24 protein-coding genes and 1 other annotated feature (1 of these 25 running past the window's edge) are annotated in these 25,348 nt (G+C 44.0%); of the genes, 19 read left to right on the forward strand and 5 right to left on the reverse strand.

The features are described 5' to 3' along the window. Positions 1–64 precede the first annotated feature (64 nt). The 3 genes from AC27IJ_RS15530 to hslO all read left to right on the forward strand — a co-directional run bounded on the left by AC27IJ_RS15530 (position 65) and on the right by hslO (position 2,437). A complete protein-coding gene (locus tag AC27IJ_RS15530) occupies positions 65–574 on the forward strand; it encodes an SEC-C metal-binding domain-containing protein (RefSeq protein ID WP_312445803.1) in 510 nt (169 codons plus the stop codon). Between the two features lie 227 nt (positions 575–801). Continuing rightward, a complete protein-coding gene (locus AC27IJ_RS15535) occupies positions 802–1,560 on the forward strand; it encodes a class I SAM-dependent DNA methyltransferase (protein WP_312445802.1) in 759 nt (252 codons plus the stop codon). A 1-nt stretch (position 1,561) separates the two neighbouring features. Continuing rightward, positions 1,562–2,437, forward strand: a complete 876-nt coding sequence (gene hslO / locus AC27IJ_RS15540) for an Hsp33 family molecular chaperone HslO (RefSeq protein WP_313256741.1) — start codon at positions 1,562–1,564, stop codon at positions 2,435–2,437. A gap of 109 nt (positions 2,438–2,546) precedes the next feature. Here the strand turns inward: hslO and AC27IJ_RS15545 are convergent, their stop codons facing one another. Continuing rightward, the gene (locus AC27IJ_RS15545; protein ID WP_312445800.1) at positions 2,547–2,744 is read right to left on the reverse strand and encodes a cold shock domain-containing protein; all 198 of its coding nucleotides are present in this window, start codon (positions 2,742–2,744) and stop codon (positions 2,547–2,549) included. A 214-nt stretch (positions 2,745–2,958) separates the two neighbouring features. Here AC27IJ_RS15545 and AC27IJ_RS15550 point away from each other — a divergent pair, with 214 nt between their 5' ends. After that, a complete protein-coding gene (locus tag AC27IJ_RS15550) occupies positions 2,959–3,507 on the forward strand; it encodes a DUF5662 family protein (RefSeq protein ID WP_313152950.1) in 549 nt (182 codons plus the stop codon). A 342-nt stretch (positions 3,508–3,849) separates the two neighbouring features. Here AC27IJ_RS15550 and AC27IJ_RS15555 read toward each other — a convergent pair whose 3' ends face one another. Further along, positions 3,850–4,944: a ribonuclease H-like domain-containing protein gene (locus AC27IJ_RS15555; protein ID WP_312504153.1), complete on the reverse strand. Its 1,095-nt coding sequence runs from the start codon at positions 4,942–4,944 to the stop codon at positions 3,850–3,852. Between the two features lie 239 nt (positions 4,945–5,183). On the opposite strand from AC27IJ_RS15555, the gene ruvA reads away from it, so the two are divergent. The 7 genes from ruvA (at position 5,184) to AC27IJ_RS15590 (ending at position 12,911) form a co-directional block, all read left to right on the forward strand. Further along, on the forward strand, positions 5,184–5,795 hold the full coding sequence (ruvA, locus tag AC27IJ_RS15560; RefSeq protein ID WP_312445795.1) for a Holliday junction branch migration protein RuvA: 612 nt from the start codon (positions 5,184–5,186) through the stop codon (positions 5,793–5,795). Between the two features lie 20 nt (positions 5,796–5,815). After that, positions 5,816–6,814 (forward strand): Holliday junction branch migration DNA helicase RuvB, encoded by a 999-nt coding sequence (gene ruvB / locus AC27IJ_RS15565; RefSeq protein WP_312445793.1) that lies wholly within the window; start codon positions 5,816–5,818, stop codon positions 6,812–6,814. Positions 6,815–6,925: 111 nt separating this feature from the next. Beyond that, the gene (locus AC27IJ_RS15570) at positions 6,926–7,315 is read left to right on the forward strand and encodes a cell division protein ZapA (protein ID WP_312445792.1); all 390 of its coding nucleotides are present in this window, start codon (positions 6,926–6,928) and stop codon (positions 7,313–7,315) included. A gap of 122 nt (positions 7,316–7,437) precedes the next feature. Further along, positions 7,438–9,573 (forward strand): U32 family peptidase, encoded by a 2,136-nt coding sequence (locus AC27IJ_RS15575; protein ID WP_487150283.1) that lies wholly within the window; start codon positions 7,438–7,440, stop codon positions 9,571–9,573. A 7-nt stretch (positions 9,574–9,580) separates the two neighbouring features. Beyond that, positions 9,581–10,900 (forward strand): FtsW/RodA/SpoVE family cell cycle protein, encoded by a 1,320-nt coding sequence (locus AC27IJ_RS15580; RefSeq protein ID WP_312504155.1) that lies wholly within the window; start codon positions 9,581–9,583, stop codon positions 10,898–10,900. Beyond that, positions 10,897–12,321, forward strand: coding sequence for a peptidoglycan D,D-transpeptidase FtsI family protein (locus tag AC27IJ_RS15585; protein ID WP_487149670.1), 1,425 nt, complete (start codon positions 10,897–10,899; stop codon positions 12,319–12,321). Before AC27IJ_RS15580 ends, AC27IJ_RS15585 begins: the two co-directional genes overlap by 4 nt. 137 nt (positions 12,322–12,458) lie before the next feature. Beyond that, a complete protein-coding gene (locus tag AC27IJ_RS15590; RefSeq protein WP_002603763.1) occupies positions 12,459–12,911 on the forward strand; it encodes an NUDIX hydrolase in 453 nt (150 codons plus the stop codon). A 102-nt stretch (positions 12,912–13,013) separates the two neighbouring features. On the opposite strand, the gene AC27IJ_RS15595 is transcribed toward AC27IJ_RS15590, so the two are convergent. Continuing rightward, entirely contained in the window at positions 13,014–13,835 is an 822-nt protein-coding gene (locus AC27IJ_RS15595; RefSeq protein WP_312504157.1) for a CZB domain-containing protein, read from the reverse strand. Positions 13,836–14,025: 190 nt separating this feature from the next. Here AC27IJ_RS15595 and AC27IJ_RS15600 point away from each other — a divergent pair, with 190 nt between their 5' ends. From AC27IJ_RS15600 to cysK, 4 genes are all read left to right on the forward strand, one after another. After that, positions 14,026–14,259, forward strand: a complete 234-nt coding sequence (locus AC27IJ_RS15600; RefSeq protein WP_312445787.1) for a hypothetical protein — start codon at positions 14,026–14,028, stop codon at positions 14,257–14,259. A gap of 33 nt (positions 14,260–14,292) precedes the next feature. Next, entirely contained in the window at positions 14,293–15,369 is a 1,077-nt protein-coding gene (locus AC27IJ_RS15605) for a 5'-3' exonuclease (protein WP_312445785.1), read from the forward strand. 180 nt (positions 15,370–15,549) lie between these two features. Continuing rightward, a complete protein-coding gene (locus AC27IJ_RS15610; RefSeq protein ID WP_312445782.1) occupies positions 15,550–17,046 on the forward strand; it encodes a carboxypeptidase M32 in 1,497 nt (498 codons plus the stop codon). Between the two features lie 88 nt (positions 17,047–17,134). After that, positions 17,135–18,064, forward strand: coding sequence for a cysteine synthase A (gene cysK / locus AC27IJ_RS15615; RefSeq protein WP_312445781.1), 930 nt, complete (start codon positions 17,135–17,137; stop codon positions 18,062–18,064). Positions 18,065–18,123: 59 nt separating this feature from the next. Here cysK and AC27IJ_RS15620 read toward each other — a convergent pair whose 3' ends face one another. Beyond that, positions 18,124–18,960, reverse strand: a complete 837-nt coding sequence (locus AC27IJ_RS15620; RefSeq protein ID WP_312445779.1) for a YihY/virulence factor BrkB family protein — start codon at positions 18,958–18,960, stop codon at positions 18,124–18,126. Between the two features lie 270 nt (positions 18,961–19,230). Between AC27IJ_RS15620 and AC27IJ_RS15625 the strand changes: the two genes are divergently transcribed. Then, positions 19,231–20,121: an SPL family radical SAM protein gene (locus tag AC27IJ_RS15625; RefSeq protein ID WP_312504162.1), complete on the forward strand. Its 891-nt coding sequence runs from the start codon at positions 19,231–19,233 to the stop codon at positions 20,119–20,121. Here the strand turns inward: AC27IJ_RS15625 and AC27IJ_RS15630 are convergent. Then, the gene (locus AC27IJ_RS15630; protein WP_313155349.1) at positions 20,118–21,005 is read right to left on the reverse strand and encodes a LysR family transcriptional regulator; all 888 of its coding nucleotides are present in this window, start codon (positions 21,003–21,005) and stop codon (positions 20,118–20,120) included. The genes AC27IJ_RS15625 and AC27IJ_RS15630 overlap by 4 nt on opposite strands. 113 nt (positions 21,006–21,118) lie before the next feature. Between AC27IJ_RS15630 and AC27IJ_RS15635 the strand changes: the two genes are divergently transcribed. From AC27IJ_RS15635 to AC27IJ_RS15645, 3 genes are all read left to right on the forward strand, one after another. Continuing rightward, positions 21,119–22,849: an ABC transporter ATP-binding protein gene (locus tag AC27IJ_RS15635; protein ID WP_313256747.1), complete on the forward strand. Its 1,731-nt coding sequence runs from the start codon at positions 21,119–21,121 to the stop codon at positions 22,847–22,849. A 1-nt stretch (position 22,850) separates the two neighbouring features. Continuing rightward, on the forward strand, positions 22,851–24,596 hold the full coding sequence (locus tag AC27IJ_RS15640) for an ABC transporter ATP-binding protein (RefSeq protein WP_313155352.1): 1,746 nt from the start codon (positions 22,851–22,853) through the stop codon (positions 24,594–24,596). Between the two features lie 330 nt (positions 24,597–24,926). Next, the gene (locus tag AC27IJ_RS15645; RefSeq protein WP_312445772.1) at positions 24,927–25,166 is read left to right on the forward strand and encodes a hypothetical protein; all 240 of its coding nucleotides are present in this window, start codon (positions 24,927–24,929) and stop codon (positions 25,164–25,166) included. A 118-nt stretch (positions 25,167–25,284) separates the two neighbouring features. Then, positions 25,285–25,348: a binding site (T-box leader), on the forward strand; it runs 183 nt beyond the window's last position.

A 25,348-nucleotide genomic window follows, 5' to 3' on the forward strand; every position in this document is an offset into this window, starting at 1 on the left:
TCAAGCTCACTTGACCTTGGTTTCTTGCCTTCACGAGAATAACAGACAAAAGGATGGTTTGAACATGGCTATTTTAGAAAATTGGAGAAACCTGGCATACGGCGATGAGTTGGATGATAAAGGAAAAGAAGAATTATGGACCGAGTATTTTAAAGTAGAAAAGGGAATCTATGAGCATATTCTTTCCAAGCCAGATGAAGTGGTTGAGGGAACAGTAGAGGATCTGGCAAAGAGATACGGAACAGATGTCCAGACAATGACCGGTTTTTTAGATGGAATCAATGAAAGCTTGAAGGGATATGAGAATCCTATTGAAACTATGGACGAGCAGACCGTAGTAAAAATAGAGATCGATCCGGATAAGCTTTATTATAATATGGTAGAGGCTAAAGCAGAATGGCTGTTTAATCTTCCTGAGTGGGATACAATACTGACAGAAGAGAAGAAGAAAGAGCTTTACAAAAAGCAGAAGGCTTCTGGAACCATTGTTAAGGGAGCAAAGGTAGGAAGAAATGATCCATGTCCATGCGGCAGCGGCAAGAAGTATAAAAAGTGCTGCGGATCCAACCTGTAATCAAATGCTGCCTTGTCAGCAGAGTAAAGAGACAGGAAGGCAGGTACCTCTTTATGAGATACCTGCTTTGTTTTTGAATCACAAACAGAACGCTTGAGGGAAGGTTCATGCAGAGAGGAAATATCCTGCGGGTATATAATGCCCAAAAGCATGGGCAGGAAAGAGGAAACACCCTATGGGTATACCTTAATGCCCAAGAAGCATGGGCAGGAAAGAGGAAATTGTGAATGGAAGCGTACACTAGCTTTGCAGAGGTCTATGACCGGTTTATGGACAATATTCCATATAAGGACTGGTGTGAATACGTAACTGGACTGCTGAATGAATATGGAATCAGGGATGGCCTGATTCTTGACCTGGGCTGCGGAACAGGAAGCCTTACGGAGCTTCTTGTGGACCAGGGATATGATATGATCGGAGTTGACAACTCCGAAGACATGCTGCAGATGGCCATGGAAAAGCGGGAAAAGTCAGGAAAAGATATTCTTTATCTTATGCAGGATATGAGGGAATTTGAACTTTACGGCACCGTGCGGGCAGTATTAAGCATCTGTGACTGTATGAATTATATTCTGGAATATGAGGATATGGCGGAAGTTTTCCGGCTGGTCAACAATTATCTGGACCCGGGAGGAATTTTTATATTTGATTTGAACACTATATATAAGTATGAAACCCTCATGGGGGATTCCACCATTTCCGAGGACCGGGAGGAATGCAGCTTTATCTGGGATAATTATTACGATAAGGAAACCAGGATTAATGAATACGGTCTTTCCCTGTTTATCAGGCAAGAGGAAAACCTGTACCGGAAATATACGGAGAATCATTACCAGAGGGCATATTCTCTGGATGAAGTAAAGATGGCGATAAAAGAAGCAGGTATGGATTTTGTGGCTGCTTTTGATGCATTTACCAAAACTCCCGTAAAGGATACCAGTGAAAGAATTTATATCATAGCAAGAGAACGCGGAAAGGAATTATAATATGGCTGATTATATTGTCAGAGCCACGGCAGGGGATCATCAGATCCGCGCCTTTGCGGCAACTACCAGAGAATTGGTAGAACAGGCAAGACAAGCTCATAATACAAGTCCTGTAGCTACGGCTGCCCTGGGCAGACTTTTGACTGCAGGAAGCATGATGGGCATTATGATGAAGGGGGAAGATGATTTACTGACCCTGAAAATTCAGGGAAGCGGCCCAATAGAAGGCCTTACGGTGACTGCAGACTCAAAAGGAAATGTAAAAGGTTATGTTTACAATCCCGGCGTCATGCTTCCTCCAAATCAGGCCGGAAAGCTGGACGTAGGCGGTGCAGTAGGAGAGGGAGTATTAAGCGTAATTAAGGATATCGGCCTGAAGGAGCCTTACGTTGGACAGACCATACTGGTGGGCGGTGAAATTGCGGAAGATCTTACTTATTACTATGCTTCTTCGGAGCAGACGCCGTCATCGGTGGCGCTGGGCGTTTTAATGAATAAGGACAACACCGTGAAGCAGTCCGGCGGCTTCATCATCCAACTCCTTCCGGGAGCCTCTGAGGAGATCATTGAAGGCCTGGAGAAAAAACTGGGTGAAATCACCTCGATCACGGATCTACTGGATCATGGAAATACACCGGAAATGATTCTTGAACACATTCTTGGAGAGTTTGGCTTGGAGATAATGGAGCAGGTACCTACCCGTTTTTATTGCAACTGTGATAATTCCAGGGTGGAAAAAGCCTTGATCAGCATTGGAAAGAAAGAAATTCAGGAAATGATTGACGAAGGAAAGAGCATTGAGGTGAATTGCCATTTCTGCAATAAAAATTATGAATTTTCAATAGAAGATCTAAAAAGGCTGCACGAAAGATCGTAAGGCAAGAGCATCAAAAAGAGCCATCCAATGGATGGCTCTAATCGTAATCATGTGAAACAATATAACTTCTTCCTATATTTTGAAAAAAGGTACACTGATAAGTCAATGATTATATTTTGATAACGTTTGTAGCCTGTGGTCCCTTAGCTCCGTCTACAACATCGAATTCTACGGCAACACCTTCATCTAAGGATTTGAAGCCGTCCATGCTAAGACCTGAGTAGTGAACAAATACATCGTTACCCTGTTCGTCGGAAATAAATCCGTAACCCTTTTGGTTGTTAAACCACTTAACTGTACCTTTCATTATGATACCTCCAAAATGAATAAAAAATTGTACTGTTACAGGATATCTGTAACCTCCCTAAGAATAGCATAAAAAGGGAAAGGTGTCAAACGTTTTCCGTCTTAAAAATTAAGAAATCTCCAGAATAAATTTAAGGGAAAATAAGTGGTAAAATCGGAGAAATTTGTGGTAAAATGGGAAAAGATTCTTTTGCAAGGATAAAAAGGTGAATGCAATGAAATTTATGAATTTATGGGGTCATTTTTGCACGATCAATATACATAAGATCAGAGTCATGAAAAACTGTTTTCGTGTGGGCCTTATAAAACAAGGGCTGCTTCACGATTTGTCAAAATACAGTCTGGAAGAATTCATACCAGGCGTTCTTTATTATCAGGGGACCAGAAGCCCCAACGCTGCGGAAAGAGAGGACAAGGGTTTTTCAAGAGCCTGGCTCCACCATAAAGGCCGAAACAAGCATCACTACGAGTACTGGATCGACTTTACCACGGATATGTCGGAAGGTCTGGTAGGGCATAAGATGCCCTTAATTTATGTCATCGAAATGATGATGGACCGGATCGCTGCATCGAAAACCTATAAGGGCAAAGATTACACCGATGCATCGCCATGGGAATATTACATGCACGCGAAAAGCTACATGGTCATTGCCCCTGAGACGAGAAATTTGTTGGAGGAGCTTCTTCTTATGTTAAAAAACCAGGGGGAAGAAAAGACATTTTCCTATATCAGGTATTTGTTGGAAAAAGGAGATTATTCGTAAAAAAAAATATGGAGTAAATTTTTATTAAAAGGAATTGAAGTAATAAAAGAGCCGTAAAGGCAAAGTATGTTTCCTATGAAGTTGTTATTTCGTAGATTGATTGCAGATTCGTAGGAACATAGTTAATTTGGGACTACAAAGTTTGTTTTAAAATTTAGAAATTATAGAAAATAATAACCTTTAAGTTTGTTATTTTCTTAAAAGGAGAATTAAGGAAAGACATTTAGCTTCCCTTAAAACAACCATATTCTCAACATTGTTTTTAAACAAAAGCCTCAAATAAAAGGCGTGTCCGGAAAACTTTCGGGAAAATGCCGGAAACCGGGGGCAAACGATTCCAAATTACCGGCATAAGGTATTCAGCAGGTGTCCTATGTAAAGGCGAAGCTTTTCGCCATCCTCAAAGAAGTCCGGTTCATAGGAAACATAAGTGATCTTATCCTTGAATTCCATTTGTAGGCAAGGTGTCCACAGAGAGGAAAACTGGGGAAGGTAACAGCCGCCCTTGCGGGTGTAGCATGTCTTAGCCGTAGCTTTTATCCGGGCTTCCTTATCCACGTATTCCGCCACGCTTTTGTGAATTGCTTTGTCTTCATAAATCAGATAATAGTAATTTTTATAATCAGGATAAAAATATTTCAATTCCCCCTCATAGAGGTCAATGGTTACGGTCAGGTGTTCTCCTTCCGCTTCCATGGAGACCAGGGAGTTGGATTTGGAAAATCCAACGGGAATGGCAAAGCCATTTTTGCAGGTAAGCCGTAAAGAGTGGAAATCCCGGCCAAAGATATCCTTCTGGCATAAAAAGTCCTGGTGTTCAAGGTGGAAGCTTTGCTCCAGAAAGTCCGGGTAATTTAATATGGGGAGGATCAGGGGCATTCCTTTTAAATCATCTTCATTATGTAATATTAAAAGATCAAATAAAAATTTATCATGGGAGATAAGATAATCTTTATAAACTTCGATCAGCTGCCCGCCGGAATAAAGATCCTTACGCTCTACTTTTAAAAATTCCTCAATGGCTTTTTGCTTCATCGAGGGAAGTCCAAGAAGCCCCCGGTAAGGGCGTATTTTTTTGTAAATGTCCAGGCTTTCCACACCGGAAAAATTATAAGGCATGCCATGGGCAAGGCAGCGTTTCAAAAGATAGGGAATATCAAAACCATCCCCGTTAAAATGTATGACTGTAGTAAAATTTTTTAAGAATTTAAAAAAGGTTTCCAACAGTTCTTTTTCCGAATCCAGGGTGTCAGCGAACCACTGGACCAGGTTCCAGCTGCCGTTTCTGTAATAAACACATCCGATCAGATAAAGGGTAGAGTACACCCCTGAGAAGCCTGTAGTTTCTATATCAAAGAACAGCAGATCCTCTTTCCGGCCGATCCGGTCAAAGGGATATGTCTCATGAAATGCAATGGTTTTCTGTAAGGTGATCATGTATGATTCCGCCCTTTCCTTAGTACTGCCCATGTTTTTTGAACAGGGCAAACCCCGCTTTACCGGGTGTATGGGGATACCCGCAGGGTATTCTCTCCCCCAATATTATATCGGAAAGGCGCTGGTCCGTCAACGGAAACAGAATATTTGTTCGACTATCCGCTTGCATAAGAACAGGCTGTATGCTATGATAAATAATAAAGATAAGATTTCCAGCATAACAAAAGGAGACAGAGGTCGTGATTTCTTTCGTAAAAGGGCCATTGGTTGAACTATTTGAAGATACCGTTGTTATAGAGAGCGGGAACGTGGGATTTGAAATACATGTTCCCATATCCGTGATTCAAAATATGCCGGGAATTGGCGTAGAGACAAAGTTGTATACATATTTTCAGGTAAGAGAGGATGCCATGTGCCTCTACGGTTTCTTAAACCGTCAGGATCTGCAGATGTTTAAGCAGCTTATAAGTGTAAACGGAATTGGCCCCAAAGGAGCCTTGGGAATTCTTTCTGCCCTTGACCCGGATGATTTAAGAAGGGCCATTGTTTCAGGAGACGCCAAAGCCATATCCAAAGCGCCGGGGGTAGGAGCAAAGACCGCTCAGAGGATTATATTGGACTTAAAGGATAAAATTGATATAGCTGGAATTCTTCCTTCAGGGTTTGTGGAACAGGGGAATGGGCCTGTTTTATCCGGCGGAGGGGTAGCCGGAGAAGCCATGGAAGCACTGGCGGCTCTGGGGTATTCCGCAGTTGAGGCAGGTAAGGCGGTCCGTCAGGTGGAAGTGACGGAATCCATGACGGTGGAAGATGTGCTTAAGGCTTCCTTAAAACATTTGGCATTTATATAAAATAACGGGTAAAGACAGAGATGGAACGTAGAATTATAACCACAGAGATAACGGAAGAAGATAAAAGGATAGAACCAAACTTAAGGCCCATGTGTCTTGATGAGTATATTGGACAGGAAAAGATATGTACCAATTTAAAAGTATACATTGATGCCGCCAAAGCCAGGGGGGAATCCCTGGATCATGTTTTATTTTACGGGCCTCCCGGCCTGGGAAAGACTACTCTTTCAGGGATCATTGCCAATGAAATGGGAGTCAATATGAAGGTCACATCAGGACCTGCAATCGAAAAACCGGGAGAGATGGCCGCTATACTGAACAATCTCCAGGAAGGGGATGTGCTGTTTGTGGATGAGATCCACCGCTTAAACCGTCAGGTAGAAGAGGTTTTATATCCAGCCATGGAGGATTTTGCCATAGATATTATGCTGGGGAAGGATTCTTCTGCCAGATCCATAAGACTGGATCTTCCTAAATTCACTCTGGTTGGTGCGACCACCAGAGCGGGGCTTTTAACCGCTCCATTAAGAGACAGGTTCGGAGTGGTTCAGAAGCTGGAATTTTACACGCCACAGGAGCTTAAGATTATTGTTTGCCGTTCCGCCAGGGTCTTACAGGTGGAAATCGAGGAAGAAGGGGCTACAGAGATTGCCAAGCGATCCAGAGGAACGCCCAGGCTGGCCAACCGCCTGTTAAAGAGAGTCCGGGATTTCGCCCAGGTAAAATATAACGGTATCATTACAAAAGAAGTGGCGGATTTTGCCCTGGACATTCTGGATGTGGATAAGTTTGGCCTGGATTATAATGACCGGGCGATCCTGACCACAATGATTGAGAAATTTGCCGGCGGTCCGGTAGGACTGGATACCCTGGCTGCTTCTCTGGGAGAGGATGCCGGGACGCTGGAAGATGTTTATGAGCCGTATCTTCTGATGAACGGTTTTATAAACCGCACCTCCAGAGGGCGTGTTGCCACGGAACGGGCGTATGAACATCTTGGAATCTCCTTAGGATCATAATGTGCCTGAATTTTAGAACTTTCCTGTTATTTAGCCGTACTTTTTGGACATAAAGGTATGCAGGCAGGGCTTTTCTATCTGCGCAAAATATGTTATAGTAAAAAGGAGCATATGAAACAGGGAGAGAACAGCATGGATTCCAAACGCAGTACAGAAGTTTTAATAGATGGCAAGATTTATGCTTTGGGCGGAAATGAGGAGGAGAGTTATATCCACCGCCTGGCAAGCTACATCAATGAGATGACTATAACGCTGAAGCATCAGGAAGGGTTCACGAAGCAGAGCGCAGAATATCAGAATATCATGATTCAGTTAAATATGGCGGATGATTACTTCAAGGCCAGAGAACAGTCCGCCAGGCTGGAGCAGCAGAAGGCGGAGATGGAAAAGGAGATCTATAGCTTAAAGCATGAACTTGTGGCCACTCAGATGAAGCTTGAGTCGGCAAAGCTGGAACTGGTGGAAACCAGGAGATCTGCGGATTCCGGTAAGAAAGAATAAGCCAGGAGGGGATGTTGGGCGGCAGGGCCGTGACATCCTCTCTTTCATCAATAAAGGGCAAACAGGAGGAACTTGTGAAGAAAGCAGTTGAAATTCTTGCTCCGGCAGGATCATTTGAAAGTATGAAAGCAGCGGTAGCGGCAGGCGCCGATGCGGTCTATATGGGTGGCAGCCGGTTTGGGGCAAGGGCTTATGCGGAAAATCCCGGGGAGGACAAGCTGCTGGAGGCCATTGATTATGTCCATCTTCATGGGCGAAAGCTGTACATGACCGTTAATACGTTGATGAAGGAGCAGGAGATACGGGAGCTTTATGATTATCTGGTTCCATATTACAGGCAGGGCCTGGATGCAGTCATCGTACAGGATATGGGAACCTTCCGGTTTGTCCGGGAGAATTTTCCAGGACTTCACATTCATGCAAGCACGCAGATGACCATTACCGGCGCTTATGGTGCCAGGATTTTAAAAGAACTGGGGGCTGACCGGGTTGTTACTGCCAGGGAATTGTCCTTAAAGGAAATTGCTAACATCCGTGATCAGGTGGATGTGGAGATCGAAAGTTTTGTACATGGCGCATTGTGCTACTGCTATTCCGGCCAATGCTTATTCAGCAGCCTCATAGGAGGGCGAAGCGGAAACAGGGGAAGATGTGCCCAAACCTGCCGCCTGCCCTACGAGGTGAAACGGGAAGGACAGGTTCTTTCAGGAGGAGATGACCGTTATTGCCTCAGCCTTAAGGATTTGAGCACTCTGGATATCATACCGGACATGATAGAAGCCGGAGTCTATTCCATGAAAATTGAAGGAAGGATGAAGAGCCCAAGGTATACCGCCGGAGTAGTAAGCATTTACCGAAAGTACGTGGACCTTTATCTGGCTAAAGGAAGAGATGGCTACCGGGTCGAAGGGCAGGATAAAAAAATGCTTCTGGATCTGTTTGACCGGGGCGGTCAGACCGACGGATACTATAAGCGCCATAATGGGCGGGATATGGTGGTCTGGAAAGAAAAGCCTGCTTTTCGGGAAGGCAATCAGGTGTTGTTCGATTACCTTGATAAAAATTTTGTAGAAAAACAGGTAAGGGAGCCGGTAGTTGGAACCGCGCTTCTGGAAGAAGGACAAATGGCCTCTTTACTTCTAAGTGCTTGCGGCCATAATGCTGCCGTCACCGGGGAGATCGTACAGACGGCCCAAAATCAGCCTGTAACAGAGGAAAAGGTAAGGAAACAGCTGGATAAGACGGGAAATACTCCTTTTTATTTTGAAAATCTTGACATTAATATAAAGGGAAACATATTCCTGCCGGTTCAGGCTCTCAATGACTTACGCAGGCGCGGGCTGGAAGCCTTAGAATATGAGATCCTTAAGAAATACAAAGAGAACAGGCAGACAGAACTGTTGAAAGCTGCAGAAGAGGCTGCTTTCAGCCCGAAATCAGCTTCAAAAGGCCCAAAGCTTACGGTTTCTCTGGAGCGGCCGGATTGCTTTGAAGAAGCGGTGACCAGCCCTGATGTAAAAAGAATTTATATCGATGCTGCAGAATTTAAGCCGGAACAGTGGAAAGCCTCTGTGGAAGCATGCCATAGGGCCGGTAAGGAATGCATGCTTACCATGCCTCATATTTTCAGAACCAAGGCGGTACAGTTCTTTGATAAACATTTAACAGAACTGAAAACCGGGGGATTTGATGGATTCCTGATCCGTTCTCTGGAGGAAACCGGCTATTTAAAAGAGAAGGATATCAAGGGAAGCCTGGTATTTGATTTTGGAATGTATGGAATGAATAATCCTGCACAGGAGATGTTAAGGGAACTGGGTGCAGATGAGCTCACCTGGCCGGTAGAATTAAACAGCCGGGAATTGGGAAAACTAAGAGTTCCGGGGGAACTTTTGGTATATGGACGTCTGCCCATGATGGTAACTGCTCAGTGCCTTCATCAGGGAATGGAGCAGTGTGACAAGACAACTGGTGTTTTGACATTAAAGGACCGGATGGGAAAAATATTTCCTGTTAAAAACCACTGTGCTTTCTGCTACAACTCCATTTATAATTCGGTGGCCGTGTCCCTTCTTGGATTAGAGGAGGCGGTAAAGGGATTATCTCCCTTAATGCTGCGGCTTCAGTTCACCACAGAGAACAAAGCACAGACAAAAGCGGTGATTCAAAGCTTTTCTGATGGATTCCTTTATGGGAGAGAAGCAAAGTTGCCGGTTGAAGAATTCACAAGAGGACATTTCAAACGCGGCGTAGAGTAGGTGACATATGATTAATCTGATTATTGATATCTCCAGATATCTGATGATACTGTTGATTGCATTATACACATATTTTAATTTTCGTTTTTTTTCTTTTCCGGATGAAATCAGGAAAAGGAAAATTAGCGGGCGCCAGAATTTTGCCATGTTTCTCATTCACCTGCTTGCCTATTTAATCATCTGGCTGGAGACGGAGGATGAAAGGATGCTGGTGTTTTACGTGGCACAGGTAATCTTCTTTTTCTGTTACCTTTTCCTGTACCGGCTGATTTACCGCAATGTATCCAGGCTGCTGGTCAACAATATGTGTATGCTTCTTACTATAGGCTTTATTATGCTGACCAGGCTTTCTTTTGACCGGGCCATAAAACAGTTCGTCATTGTGGCCTGCGCGGCCCTGATGACCTTTGTCATTCCCTTTGTCATTGACAGGGTATGGCAGCTGAGCCGGATTCCATGGATCTATGGGATTGGAGGGCTTCTCCTTCTGGGGATCGTATGCCTTGCAGGAACCAGCAGCTATGGCGCCCAACTTTCTCTGGAGATTGGCGGCATTTCATTCCAGCCCACGGAATTTGTAAAGATCAGTTATGTCTTTTTTATAGCCACTATGTTTTACCGGTCCACCAGCATGAAGACGATCCTTATAGTAACCGCAGCTGCCGCCCTTCATGTACTCATTCTGGTAGCTTCCAGAGATCTTGGAAGCGCCCTCCTTTTCTTTGTTACTTATGTTTTCATGCTCTTTGTGGCAACGGGAAAATGGCTCTATCTACTGGCCGGAGCAGGAGGCGGAACTCTGGCGGCAATGCTGGCCTATCAGCTGTTCGCTCATGTAAGGACCAGAGTATCGGCATGGTTAAATCCCTGGTCAGATATTGCAGGAAAGGGATATCAGATCACCCAGTCTTTGTTTGCCATTGGTACCGGAGGCTGGTTTGGCATGGGACTATATCGAGGGATGCCAGGAAGGATCCCGGTTGTAGAAAAGGACTTTATATTTTCAGCGGTTTCGGAGGAGCTGGGAGGCATTTTTGCTCTTTGTGTCCTTCTTATCTGTCTGGGATGCTTTTTACAGTTCATGATGATTGCCAGCCGTATGCAGGCGGTGTTCTATAAGCTGATTGCATTTGGCCTAGGAACTATTTATATTATTCAGGTATTTTTAACCGTAGGAGGAGTGACGAAATTCATTCCATCCACAGGAGTAACGCTTCCACTGGTCAGTTATGGAGGAAGCTCCATTTTAAGCACCTTTATCATCTTTGGGATTATCCAGGGACTTTATATACTCAAACGCAATGAAGAGGAAGAAGAAAAAATATGAAGGCTAACCAGAATCCAAAAGCAAATCACCATATCCTGATACTTACCTATGGGGTCGTACTACTTTTTGTAGGGCTTGCGGTTTATTTTGGCTACTTTTTGCTTGTGAAAAGCGACAGTGTGATCAACAATTCCTATAATGCCAGACTTGACAGCTTTGCTGACCGGGTGGTACGAGGGGAGATTTACAGCAATGACGGCAGGGCTCTTGCCAGGACAGAGGTGGATGGAGAGGGAAAGGAAACAAGAGTTTATCCCTATGATTCGCTGTTTGCCCATGTGGTGGGATATTCCACCAATGGGAAGACCGGTCTGGAAGCTCTGTCCAATTTCTATCTCCTGACCAGCCACGTAAATCTTGTGGAGCAGGTGGTAAATGAGATGTCTGACTTAAAAAATCAAGGGGACAGTGTTGTCTCCACCCTTGATGTGGACCTACAGAAGACAGCTTATGATGCCTTGGGCAAGCGAAAAGGAGCGGTGGTGGTAATGGAGCCGGATACCGGAAAAATCCTTGCCATGGTTTCCAAGCCGGATTACAATCCCAACACCCTGGCTGCGGACTGGAGTCAGCTGGTGGCAGAGGAAAACACCTCAGGACAGTTATTAAACCGCGCGACGCAGGGACTTTATCCTCCTGGGTCAACCTTTAAGCTTGTGACGGCTTTAGAGTATATAAGGGAAAATCCGTCCAATTATAATGATTATACCTTTGACTGCAACGGGATTTATAAGAATGGGGATTATACCATCCGGTGCTACCATGAAACAGCCCATGGGCATCAAAATCTGGAGCAGGCATTTGCAAAATCCTGCAACGGTGCTTTTTCCAATCTTGGTTTACAACTGGACTTAAATGGATTAAAGAATACTGCGGACCAGCTTCTGTTTAATTCGGATCTGGCCTTGCCCATTGCCAGCAGTAAAAGCTCCTATTCCATGGAAAGCGGTGCTGATATGTGGCAGATTCTTCAGACCTCCATCGGCCAGGGCCAGACTCAGATAACACCCATTCATAATGCGATGATCGTAGCAGCCATTGCCAACGGCGGTACCCTTATGAAGCCATACCTCATTGACCGGGTGGAAAACGTAGGGGGAGATGTCATTAAGAAATTTATGCCTCAGACCTACATGAGCCTTATGACCGCTGTGGAAGCTTCTGAATTAACCGAGTTTATGCGTTCTGTTGTAACAGAGGGAACCGGCTCCACCCTTAGAACCGATGCTTATACGGTAGCCGGAAAGACCGGATCTGCGGAATTTGAAAAAGGCAAGGAAACCCATGCCTGGTTTGTTGGATTTGCTCCGGCAGAGCATCCAAGAGTAGTCGTAAGCGTGATTGTAGAAGAGGGCGGCTCCGGCGGTCAGACGGCAGCTCCCATTGCCAGAGCTCTTTTTGATTTATATTTATCCAAATAATAAAAATAATGACATTTGTTTTCAATGATTACGCACTTGCATATGAGCCCAAAAAGAGGTATACTAAAGCCAGTCTGTGTGACACACCAAAATCGGGCTTCTAAAGGAAGTTACGGTTTCACTCTGGAGGAATTGCAATGATAGAAGCAACGAGTTGTGGCGGTGTGGTTATTTTTCGAGGTAAAATTCTGGTTTTATATAAGAATTACAAAAATAAGTATGAAGGTTGGGTTTTGCCAAAGGGAACAGTAGAAGCGGGTGAAGAGTATAAAGAGACGGCTCTCCGGGAAGTAAAGGAAGAGACAGGGGTAAGTGCGTCCATAATCAAATACATTGGTAAGAGCCAGTACTCCTTTAACACGCCTCAGGATATGGTGGAAAAAGATGTGCACTGGTATCTAATGATGGCCGACAGCTATTACAGTAAACCACAGCGGGAAGAATATTTTATTGATTCAGGATATTACAAGTTCCATGAAGCGTATCATCTTCTGAAGTTTTCCAATGAAAAGCAAATATTGGAAAAGGCCTACAATGAATATCTGGATTTAAAGAAGAGTAATTTGTGGGGTAATAAGAAGTATTTCTGAAGGTAAGTTCAGGGAAGTACCTGGGCATTCACTGGGAGAGCCGGAAAAGTTGTGGTTAAACTTTTCCGGCTCTTTTCACAGGAACTGATAGGAAAGACAGCTTTAAAAGGCGGCCTCCAATTCCTTTAATCTGGCTGATAAGGACTTTGTGTTCAGCTCAAAGATAAGACCTTCGCTTTTTGGACTTTCCATTACCTGACTGATATAGGAGCAATGGCTTACCATGGGATCCTGGTCTCTGCCTGCAATGGCATCAAGGTCTTCAACGGCAACGATCTCGTCAACCACGATTCCCCATCTGATGCCATCCAGTATAAGAACCATCTCCTTGTAAATCGTTGTACGGAATAGCTCCTTTGTCTGGTCCAAAAGATTCAGGATGGTTGGCATGGATTCTTCCTTTACTCGTTTTAATATCTTAATAAGGCATTCTTCCTGCTGGCAGTTTTCACAGTCTTTTTTACAGTTGTCCGCTTCGTCGGCTGCCAGATGAAGCCTTGCATGAGGCTCCTCTATTTTGCTGAGATGGTTGGCAATGGTAAGGTTGTCGGTTTTAAAATTATCATACCACCTTCCGAGGGCGCACTGATGGGGATCCTTTGCCAGACGGAAGGTTCCGCCCTCATCAATGAAACGCTCCAGTTCTTTTACCCAATTGATGTGATCCTGCTTTCTGGCATCAATCATCTCTTCAAAAGCCCTGTACTCTTCGGATATGGATTTAAGTCCAAAGGTTACCCGCAAATCAAGCATTTGTATGACCTCATTCCGGTATTTGAACATTCCGGTCACATTGGCCGGGGCAGCCGGTATTGTGCTGTAGTTGGGCAGTTGAACAATGGTTGATATGTATTTACTGTTGATGCAGTAGAGGGAACCGGCAATTTTAAATAAAATATACGGATATTTGATCTCTTTTTCCATTTTCTGATAGTACCTTCCCTTTTTATTCTTGATATCTGTATTATATAGCCTATTGCTACATAGTTCAACGTCTTTTGAGGAAAATTATATTTTAAAACACAATATTAGACTATGAATAACTGGAATTTCAGAGTATAATGGAATGGAATATCTGAACGGGATAGCACATATTTATCAGGGAGGAAGGAACATGGTAAAAGTAAGCTCTTTAAGCCGCAGCATTAATTCGTTTTATGTGGAATGGAGTGCTCTCAATCACTACTTATCATCCTATGAATGCGAGCGGAATGGTATACCATACGTCGGTTTTGGGGACCCTCGCGTCCAAAAGCTATGGAAGGGATTATCTGCCCAGGAGCGGAAAGAGGTTATGAAACGTTTGGGCGCGAAAAATGAAACAGAATTGCAGAATTATTTTACCTGATTCTGCAAAGATTTTAAAGGAATGGAGAAATACATGTCTGAAAGAAAATTTGTAGTCGTTGACGGTTCCTCGATGCTGTCGACCTGTTATTATGCAGTTTTACCAAGGGAGATCATGTTCGCAAAGACAGAGGAGGAAAAACAGAAGCATTATGATAAGATCCTCCATGCAAAGGACGGCACTTATACCAATGCTATTTTCGGAATGCTTAAGATGGTGGTCTCTCTGATGAAAAAGCAGCAGCCAGATCACATTGCCTTTGTGTTTGACAGAACCAGGGACACATTTCGGAGAGAATTGTACCCGGATTATAAGGGAACCAGGGGAGCCACACCGGAGCCTTTAAAAAGCCAGTTTGTACTGATGGAAGAGATCTTAAAAGATGTGGGTTTTCAAGTGCTTTTAAGCGAACAGTATGAAGCTGATGATTATGCCGGAAGCCTGGTTATGAAATTCAGGGAGGAGATTTCCATGATCCTTCTCACAAAGGACCACGATTATCTACAGCTGGTAAGTGATGAATACAATGTCCGGGCGTGGATGGTCCAGTCCCGGCAGGAGAAAGCGGACGAGCTGTACAAAAAATATTATTCCTTTTATGGTGTAAAAAAAGAAGAGGTCAATCTTCCTGAAAAGGTTTTTGAATATACCTCTGATACGGTACTGAATGAAGAGGGTGTAAGGCCGGAACAGATTGCAGATTTAAAGGGGATCCAGGGAGATTCTTCGGATAATATCCCGGGAGTAAAAGGAGTAAGCAGCGCAGTTCCTCCGCTTCTCAGGGAATATGGTACTGTGGAAGAGATATACCGTTCCATTCATGAGGCCGAGTCTGATAAAAAGAGCCTGAAAGCGCTTCAGGATTTCTGGAAAAATGAACTGGGAATCACCCGTTCCCCTTATAAGTCATTGACAAAGACCAGTGAGGAGGAATTGTGCGGAGAAAAAGCAGCCCTGCTTTCCAAAATCCTGGCAACTATGAAAATGGATATTCCCATTGATATGGAGCTTGAGGATTTTTCGGCAAAAGCATATCAGGAGGAAAAAGTTAAAAAATGGCTTAAAACCCTTGATATAAAAGAAGCTTCCATTTTTGGCTCCAGTAAGTGATGGTTATAAAAGTATTTTTTCATTCCGCCTGGGGACACTCATACTTAGCGTCCCTGAATTTAAGTTTAATACCCCACAGTAAGCTGGGGTATATTTGATCTTGCAGCACTTGCCGGATGAAGGAATGTAGGCATTCCTAAGCCTGGAGCAATATTTGCAGAAATAAAGGAGAAACAGATTATGAGCAAATCTTATGAAATTTTATCCTCTTTACTGGAAAAGACTATGGCACTTCAAACTTCTCTTGTTCTTTTTGAATGGGACAATGAAACTCTTGCACCGGAAGGTGCCGGTTCCTATACTTCCAGGGTAATCGGCGCGCTCTCTGAGGAATATTACAGAGTTATGACTGGAGAAGAGATGGGGAAGGCCATTGCCGACTGCGAGGAAGATAAAAGCCTTTCCGATGTGGAGCGGGCCATTGTCAAGGGAGCGAAGGAAGCCAGAGAAGAACTGGTGTGCATTCCATCAAATGAGTACCGGGAAAATGCCCAGCTCATAGCAGAGGCAGCCAGAATCTGGTCAAAGGCAAAAAAAGAGGAAGATTTTGATTCTTTTGCGCCGACTCTTGAAAAGGTAATCGGTTTTAAAAAGAAGTTTGCTTCTTACCGGAAGAAGGAAGGCCAGAAGCTTTATGATGTCATATTGGATGAGTTTGAAAAAGGGTTTAATATAGAACTCTTAGATGAATTTTTCAGCCGGCTTAAAGAAGAAATCGTACCGCTTTTAAAAGAGATCAAGGAGAATGGAAAAACCATTGATGATTCCTTTTTATCAGGCGGCTATTCGGAAGAAAAACAAAGGGAAATGGCACATTATCTTGCTGAATATGTTGGCTTTGACTTTACAAAGGGCGTCCTTTCAGAAAGTGCCCATCCGTTTACGACAAATCTCCATAACCATGATGTAAGGATCACTACCAGCTATCGGGAGAAGGTAGACAACTCTATGTTCTCCGTAATTCATGAAGCCGGTCATGGACTTTATGAACTGGGGATCAGTGACGAGATCACACAGACTCCGGTAGGGCAGGGGACATCCATGGGAATGCACGAATCACAGTCCCGCTTTTTTGAGAACATCATCGGCCGCAGCCAGGCTTTCTGGGTTCCTCTTTATGAAAAGCTTCAGGAGCTTTATCCTGAAAAACTAAAGGAAATTTCCATAGAACAGTATATGGATGCAATTAATAAGGTGGAGCCTAGCTTTATCCGGACAGAGGCCGACGAACTCACCTACAATCTTCATATCATGATTCGTTATGAATTAGAGAAAATGATTATGGAAGAAGATGTTGACTTAAAGAAACTTCCGGAAATCTGGGCGGATAAATATGAGGAATATCTTGGGGTACGCCCGGAAAATCCATCGGAAGGGATCCTGCAGGATATCCACTGGTCCCAGGGACTGATCGGTTATTTTCCGTCTTATGCTCTGGGTAATGCTTTTGGAGCGCAGCTTTATTACCATATGAGAAAAGAAATGGATTTTGACGAGCTACTTGTAAATGGGAAGCTTGACGTTATAAGAGAGTATTTAAGGGAACATGTCCACAAGTTTGGAAAGCTTAAAACCAGCCGTGAAATCTTAAAAGATGTTACGGGTGAGGATTTTACTCCGGATTATTTTATACAGTATTTAAAGGAAAAGTATCGCAGCCTTTATGAGCTGTCATAATGCCTAAGCCGTGCCGGTTGGTTCTGGCAAGGCTAAAATAAAAAGGGAACCTGTCTAAGAATATTTTTCAGTTGAAAAGAGGATGAATATGGAAAATATCAAAAAAAGTGCATCAGAACTGATCGGTCATACACCCCTAGTGGAATTGTCAAATTATGGGAAACGGAACCATGTGACAGCCGCAATTATTGCGAAACTGGAATATTTTAATCCTGCAGGAAGCGTAAAGGACCGGGCGGCCCTCTATATGATTCAGGATGCGGAAATGTCCGGCGTCTTAAAGCCGGGCGCCACGATCATAGAACCGACTTCCGGTAACACAGGAATCGGAATTGCCAGCATAGCTGCCATGAGGGGATATAAGGCCATTCTTACCATGCCGGAGACCATGAGTGTGGAGCGGCGTAATCTTTTAAAGGCCTATGGAGCGGAAATTGTATTAACAGAAGGTACAAAGGGGATGTCGGGTGCCATTGCAAAGGCGAAAGAGCTGCAAATGGAAATTGCCGGTTCCGTTATTCTTGGACAGTTTGATAATCCATCCAATTCCAAAGCCCATTATGAAACAACCGGCCCTGAGATATGGGAGGATACCGATGGAAAGATTGATGTTCTGATCGCTGGTGTGGGAACCGGAGGTACCATTACAGGAGCAGGAGAGTACTTAAAAAGTAAAAATCCTGAAATAAAAGTGATAGCAGTGGAACCTGCTGCCTCACCGGTTCTTTCCGGAGGAAAGCCTGGGCCTCATGGGATTCAGGGAATCGGAGCCGGATTTGTCCCATCAATCCTCAATACGGATATTTACGATGAAATTATACCGGTGGAAAATGGTGATGCTTACGAGACAGGAAAAGAAATCGCACAAACGGAAGGGATTTTAGTGGGGATTTCCTCCTCTGCGGCCGTATGGGCTGCCAAGGAAGTGGCAAAGCGACCGGAATTTTCCGGAAAAAGGATCGTTGTGATTCTTCCCGATACAGGGGACAGATACTTATCTACTCCTTTGTTTACCTAAATAAAAAATTGCAAATTAAAAACCAGGGCTGCATCTATTCTGCAAGCCCTGGTTTTTAATTAATAGCGCATATGTTCCTTCCAGTCTATGGAATAATAATAATTAATTTCGGCTCCGAAAAACATGATGCAGATACAGGTATAAATCCATAGCATTAACAGCACAATGGCGGTAAGGCTTCCGTACATGACCGAGTAATTACCAAAATTATTAAAATAAATGGAAAACGCAAAAGAAGAAGCGATCCATCCCAAGGTACAAAAGGCGGCTCCGGGCAGCTGGCTGTAAAAATGCTGCTTTTTTTCCGGAACATAGGTATAAAGGACAGCAAAGCAGATCGTCAGCATGAAAACGAGCATGGTACGAAACGTAAGAACATACTGGGTAATCTCGGCCAGAAGCGGAAAGTGGCGGTTCATAAAGCTCTGAATGGACCCTCCAAGGACCAGCAGAACAAGGGTAAGGAGACAGATGACCATAAAGATAATGGTATAGCCGGCACAGATGATCCGGGTCAGGATATAATTCCGCTTTTTCTCCTGGCCAAACACCCTGTTTAAGCCCCGCTCAATGCTAAGCATCCCACGGGAGGCAGACCATATGGCGGCCACTGCGGTCGCAGAAAGGACAGCTACCGGAGAATTGGTATAAAGGTCATCGATAACAGATACGATTAAGCTGTTCACTTCTAAGGTACTTGGGATGATTGTGACCATGAGCTGAAGCAGATTGGCTTTTGTAATGGATGGGATTAGCTGTATTAATGCCAATAAAAGCATCATAAAGGGAAAAGCCGCAATGATGGTAAAGAAGGAGGCCTGGGCTGCATATACGGTCATTTCATCCCTGCTGTATTTGTCATAGATTTGTTTGCAGCGCAATAAGAATCGAATCATATTATCTCCTTTTCCTGCCATGATTTTCCCCACTGGTATTAGCATATTACCATGTAATAAAAAAAATATCAAGGCATTCCCCTTTTTCAAATGACATTGCAAAATAACGCTGCAATTTTACTGTGCCATTCATAATCCGGCGGACAGAGCATGTTCCCGAATGCATATGAACAGGTAAAAAACACGTACATGATTGACAGATCGGGTCATAAATCATAGAATGAAGCCAGTGAATATCAGAATGGGCAGTGAGGAAAGGAACGAAAGCGGATGGAATATATTCCTGCAAAAACTATAGTGACCAAAACAAAAGGCTCCCAGTGGTTTGGCATTGACTATAATATGAATATCTATAAAGGGTGCTGCCATGGCTGCATTTATTGTGACAGCCGCTCAGACTGTTACCGGATTGAGAATTTTGATTCGGTGCGGATCAAGGAGGATGCCCTTCGGATCATCCGGGACGATCTAAGGCGCAAGGTAAAAACAGGCATTGTGGGGACTGGAGCTATGAGCGATCCCTACAATCCCTTTGAACAGGAGCATGAATTAACAAGACATGCCCTTGAGCTTATTGACGCATTTGGCTTTGGGGCGGCAGTGGCTACGAAAAGTGCCCTTCTTAAGCGGGATATAGATGTTCTTAAAGGAATCATGGAGCATTCCCCTGTTCTGTGCAAAGTGACGGTCACCACGACAGACGATGATCTGGCGAAAAAAATCGAACCCAATGTATCCCGCCCCTCGGAGCGGCTGGCCTTGATTGAGGCATTAAGAAAGAACGGGATATTTACGGGAATATTATTGATGCCGGTCCTTCCGTTTCTGGAGGATAATGAGGAAAATATCCTTTCAATCGTAAAAGCCGCCCATGATACCGGAGCCAGTTTTATTTATCCTGCTTTTGGGGTGACTTTGCGCAATAACCAGAGAGAATGGTATTTTGACCGTCTCCGGGAACGGTTTCCCCAGCAGGATCTGGTTTCAGAATATATCAAGCGTTTTGGAAACAGTTATGAATGTACAAGCCCGGGTGCAAGAAAGCTGTGGCAGGTATTTTCCCGGGAATGTGAGCGGTATGGGATATTATACCGGATGAAAGACATCATTCATGGTTACAAAAAGAATTACGAGGTAACCCAGTTAAGTCTTTTTGATTAGGAAAGGGACATCAGCTCTCCGAAATAGGAAACAAATTCTTTGGCTATGTTTGAAACATAGCCATTTTTTTTATACACGGCCGCCATTCTGGTAACAGTATCCTCAGAGTCGATCTCCCTGAAAACGAGGTCAGTGTGTTCCCCTATTTTGCTGATGGATTCAGGCACCAGAGCGATTCCCAGACCAGTGCTTGCCCATTGGAGACAGGTTCTGGCATCATCATTGCGGCAAAAAACATTGGGCATGATACCGCTGTTTTGGAAGGCAAGGGAGATGATGGAATCAAACCGGCGGTAATAGATCAAAGGCTTGCATGAAAGGTCTGTCAGCCTGATTTTATTCATGGGAACGCCTGAAAAAAAGGAAGGGTTTCCAACCGCCATTAATGGTTCCTCTTTTCCGTACACACATTCAAAACCCTCCGCATTAAATGGAGTCCTGATAATGGCGCATTCCACAATCCCGTTTTTCATCTTTTCCAGAAGCTCGTAGGTATTTCCTTCTGTGACTTCAAACCGTACCTTTGGATGGGTGCAGCAGTATATCTTTAAAAAGTCGTGGAGCAGATTGCCGGAAGAAGAGATGGTTCCCAGCTTTAAAATTCCTTTGGAGGCAGTTGGAAAATGATCGAGTTCTTCCACAATGGAGTCCATCATGGACAGGATGTCCCTGGCCCGGGAATAGAGAAACGCACCTGCTTCTGTCAGCTCTGTTTTTCTGGAGCCGCGATCAAAAAGCTTTACCCCAAGCTCTTCTTCCAGCAGAATGATCTGCTTACTTAATGGTGGCTGGGATAATCCCAGCTTTTTTGCTGCGGCTGTAAAGCCTCCGGTTTCTGCAATTGTTGTAAAATAGTAAAGCTGCTTTGAATTAATTGGATTCATTGGGATATCCTCTATTTCATATTTATGTATTGTAATATTATACCAAAATGGTATAATGTTACAAGGTATTATTCCAAAAATGTATTTAATTTTTAAAAGCGGAGGAATATAGGATGAAAAAGCTCCTGAAATATTTAAAGGACTATAAGATAGAAAGCGTTATGGGACCGTTATTTAAGCTTCTGGAAGCCTGCTTTGAATTATTGGTGCCTCTTGTAGTGGCAAAGGTGATTGACGTAGGGATTAAGTCCCAGAATATGCCTTATATACTTAAGATGGGCGGATTATTGGTGCTGCTTGGCGTCATAGGCCTTGTCTGTTCTATTACGGCTCAGTATTTTGCGGCAAAAGCAGCGGCCGGCTTCGGAACTTCTCTCAGAAATGATTTGTTTGCCCACATCAACAGGCTCTCGTACCATGAAATTGATTCCATTGGGACGGCGACCCTGATTACCCGTATTACCAGCGATGCCAATCAGGTACAGTCTGGAGTGAACTTATTCCTCCGTCTGTTCCTTCGTTCTCCGTTTGTGGTATGCGGCGCTATGATCATGGCGTTTACCATCAATGCCAGGGCAGCTCTTGTTTTTGCGGTGCTTATCCCTGTTCTATCCTTTGTTGTATTCGGCATTATGCTGATCAGCATCCCATTATATAAAAAGGTGCAGAAGCAATTGGACCAGGTGCTTTTGGCTGTCAGGGAGAATCTTGAAGGAGTCCGTGTCATCCGTGCGTTTGACCGCCAAAATGATGAAATACGCCGGTTTGATGAGGAAAATGGCCTTTTAGTACGCTTCCAGGTTTTTGTAGGAAAGATTTCAGCCTTAATGAATCCCCTTACCTATGTGCTGATCAACTTAGGTGTCATCGTTCTTATAAACACCGGCGCCAGACAGGTGCAGAGCGGCATCATCACCCAGGGGGAAGTGATTGCTTTGGTAAATTACATGTCCCAGATTTTGGTGGAGCTTGTGAAACTGGCAAATCTGATCATCACGATTTCAAAATCCTTAGCCTGCGGAGGCCGGATTAGCGCTGTGTTTGAACAGGAACCAGCCATTACAGAGGTTTCTCATAAGGATGTGGAAGAAAAACAGGATGTTCCCAAAGTAGAATTTGAGCATATGACGTTTGCCTATACAGGGGCCAAGGATGCGGCATTAAGCGGTTTATCCTTTCAGGTCATGAAGGGGGAGACCATTGGAATCATCGGAGGAACAGGTTCCGGTAAGACTACGCTGGTTAATCTGATTCCCCGGTTTTATGAGGTCACAGAAGGATCCGTAAAGGTGGGAGGAGTTGACGTAAAGCAATATCCTTTGGGCCAGCTTAGGGAGCTGGTTGGGATTGTCCCTCAAAAGGCGGTGCTTTTTAAAGGAACCCTTCGGGAAAATATGAAATGGGGGAAAAAGGAGGCAACAGATCAGGAGATTTATGAGGCTCTTTCGATTGCCCAGGCAAAAGATTTTGTAGAGGAAAAAGGACAGGGGCTGGAGCTCACGATCCAGGCGGGAGGAAAGAATCTTTCCGGAGGGCAGCGTCAGAGGCTTGCAATTGCCAGGGCATTGGTAAAAGACCCTAAAATTCTCATTATGGATGACAGCGCCTCTGCCCTGGATTTTGCTACCGATGCCAGGCTTAGAAAGGCAATTAAGGAAAGTACCGGGAGTATGACTGTATTCCTGGTATCCCAGAGAGCTTCCAGCATTAAAAACGCGGACAGGATCCTGGTCCTGGATGACGGGCAGATGGCAGGCTGGGGAACTCATGAGGAGCTGTTAGCTTCTTGCCAGGTTTACCGGGAAATATGCTTATCCCAGCTGTCTAAAGAGGAGGTGCAATAGCATGGACATAAAAAATTACAGATATACTGTCAAACGGATCCTTAGCTGCATTGGCCGTTATAAATGGGGAGTTGCTGCTTCCTTGGCTTGTGCCTTTGTCACGGTCCTGCTGACGTTGTACGTTCCCATCCTCACAGGCCGGGCTATTGACTGCATTGTGGGAGCAGGAGCTGTTGATTTTGCCGGCATGTGGACGATTTTAAAACAAATCGGAGTTATCATAGCAATAACAGCGGCAGCCCAGTGGCTTATGAGCCATATCAACAATCTGGTTACCTACCGGGTGGTAAAGGATATCAGAACCCAGGCATTTGATAAGCTGGAGATCCTTCCTTTAAAATATATTGACTCCCATTCTCACGGAGATATCATAAACAGGATCATCACGGATATCGACCAGTTTTCCGACGGGCTGCTAATGGGCTTTACCCAGCTGTTCACCGGAGTTCTCACCATTTTGGGAACACTGGTTTTCATGTTTTCCATGAATCCGGCCATAACGGTTGTGGTGGTACTGGTAACACCGGTTTCCCTGTTTGCCGCAAGCTTTATTGCAAGAAGGACCTTCCGCATGTTTAAGATGCAGTCACAGACCAGAGGGGAGCTGACTTCTCTTGTGGAAGAGATGCTGGGAAATCAGAAGGTGGTGCAGGCTTTTGCACATGAAGCCGATGCACAGGAGAAATTTGAAGATATTAATGAAGATTTGCGTGTCTGGAGCTTAAAAGCCACATTCTTTTCCTCCATTACCAATCCTGCAACCCGCTTCGTGAACAGCCTGGTTTATGCCAGCGTTGGAATCGCCGGAGCCTTTGCGGCTGTAAAAGGGCTATTATCCGTAGGACAGCTTTCCAGCTTTTTAAGTTATGCCAATCAATATACAAAGCCATTTAATGAAATATCGGGTGTGATTACTGAGCTTCAAAACGCCCTGGCCTCTGCTGCACGTGTGTTTGAACTGATTGACGAAGAGCCTGAAGTCCCGGAGAAGCCTGATGCTGCAGTGCTTAGCAATGCAAAGGGAGAGGTATCCCTGGAACATGTGTACTTTTCCTATAACCCGGAGACCGCCTTAATTGAGGATATGAATCTAAAAGTACGTCAGGGACAGAGAGTAGCAATTGTAGGCCCAACGGGCTGTGGAAAAAGCACGGTGATTAATCTTCTCATGCGTTTTTATGATGTGGATTCCGGTTCTATCCAGGTGGATGGGACAGATGTGCGCCATATGACCAGACAAAGCTTAAGAACCAGTTACGGCATGGTGCTTCAGGAAACCTGGCTGAAATCAGGGACCATTCGTGAAAATATCGCTTATGGAAGACCGGATGCGGCTGAAGAGGAGATCATTCTTGCCGCAAAGGAGGCTCATGCCCATGGTTTTATCAGGCGAATGCCGGAAGGATATGATACCATCATATCGGAAGACGGCGGAAACTTATCCCAGGGTCAAAAGCAGCTTTTATGCATTGCCAGAGTCATGCTCTGTCTTCCACCTATGCTGATCCTCGATGAAGCAACTTCCTCCATTGATACCAGAACCGAGATAAAAATACAGAAGGCTTTTGGAAAAATGATGGAAGGGCGTACCAGCTTTATCGTTGCCCACCGGCTTTCTACGATTAAAGAAGCAGATGTGATACTTGTAATGCGGGATGGTCACATCATTGAGCAGGGAACTCATGACAGCCTGATTTCCCAAAATGGATTTTACGCGCAGCTTTATAATAGCCAATTTGCTGTTTAGTTCCCATAAAACTTAAAAATAGCGCCAGAAAGCGAGTCAAGATATGCTTTTCTGGCGCTATTATTATTTTTTTGTTATGAAACACTTTATAAAGTTCGATATTCATTATAAAATAATACAAAGGCGGTAAAAATATGTCAGAGATTATGGAGGCTGAGAGGACGGCCTCTTTCAGGCCTGTAATAGTTCCTTTGCAGTACACGGATAAGGGAAGGGGGTATGGATGATTTTTATGGTTCCATTACAGGAACGGATTAAGATATTGATTCTGTAAAAGACAGTTTAAAAATCTTGGTCTTATTTTAAGGTTTAAAAGAACAGGGGGAAAAAATGAGTTTTTTAGATATCATATTGACGGGTGCACTGATAGCTGAGAGTGTACTTTTAATTTTGCTGGTCCATTTTTATAAAAAAGAAAAAGAAAGAGTTCAGATTGAGAAAACGAAAAGAGCCGAAGATAAGAAATATATTGACATTTTTATAGAGCACCTGGAAAAACGGGCTGAAACCTATGAAATACTCCTTGAATTTAAAAGAATTTTAGAAGAAGCTTATAAAGATGCTATTTAAGAAAGGAAAAAGGCCGGATCCCCGGCTTATTACCTTCTGATACAATCCATATAAAAATAATCCTTGACATTTTGAACATCCGTTATTACAATGGTACGTAACGTTACAATTAAAAAGATTAAATGCAATGAAGGTGTAAGTAAATCCTTATTTTCTTCCAGAGAGAAGGGGCCATCGGCTGT

It is taken from the genome of Lacrimispora sp. YZC11 (assembly GCF_057543815.1).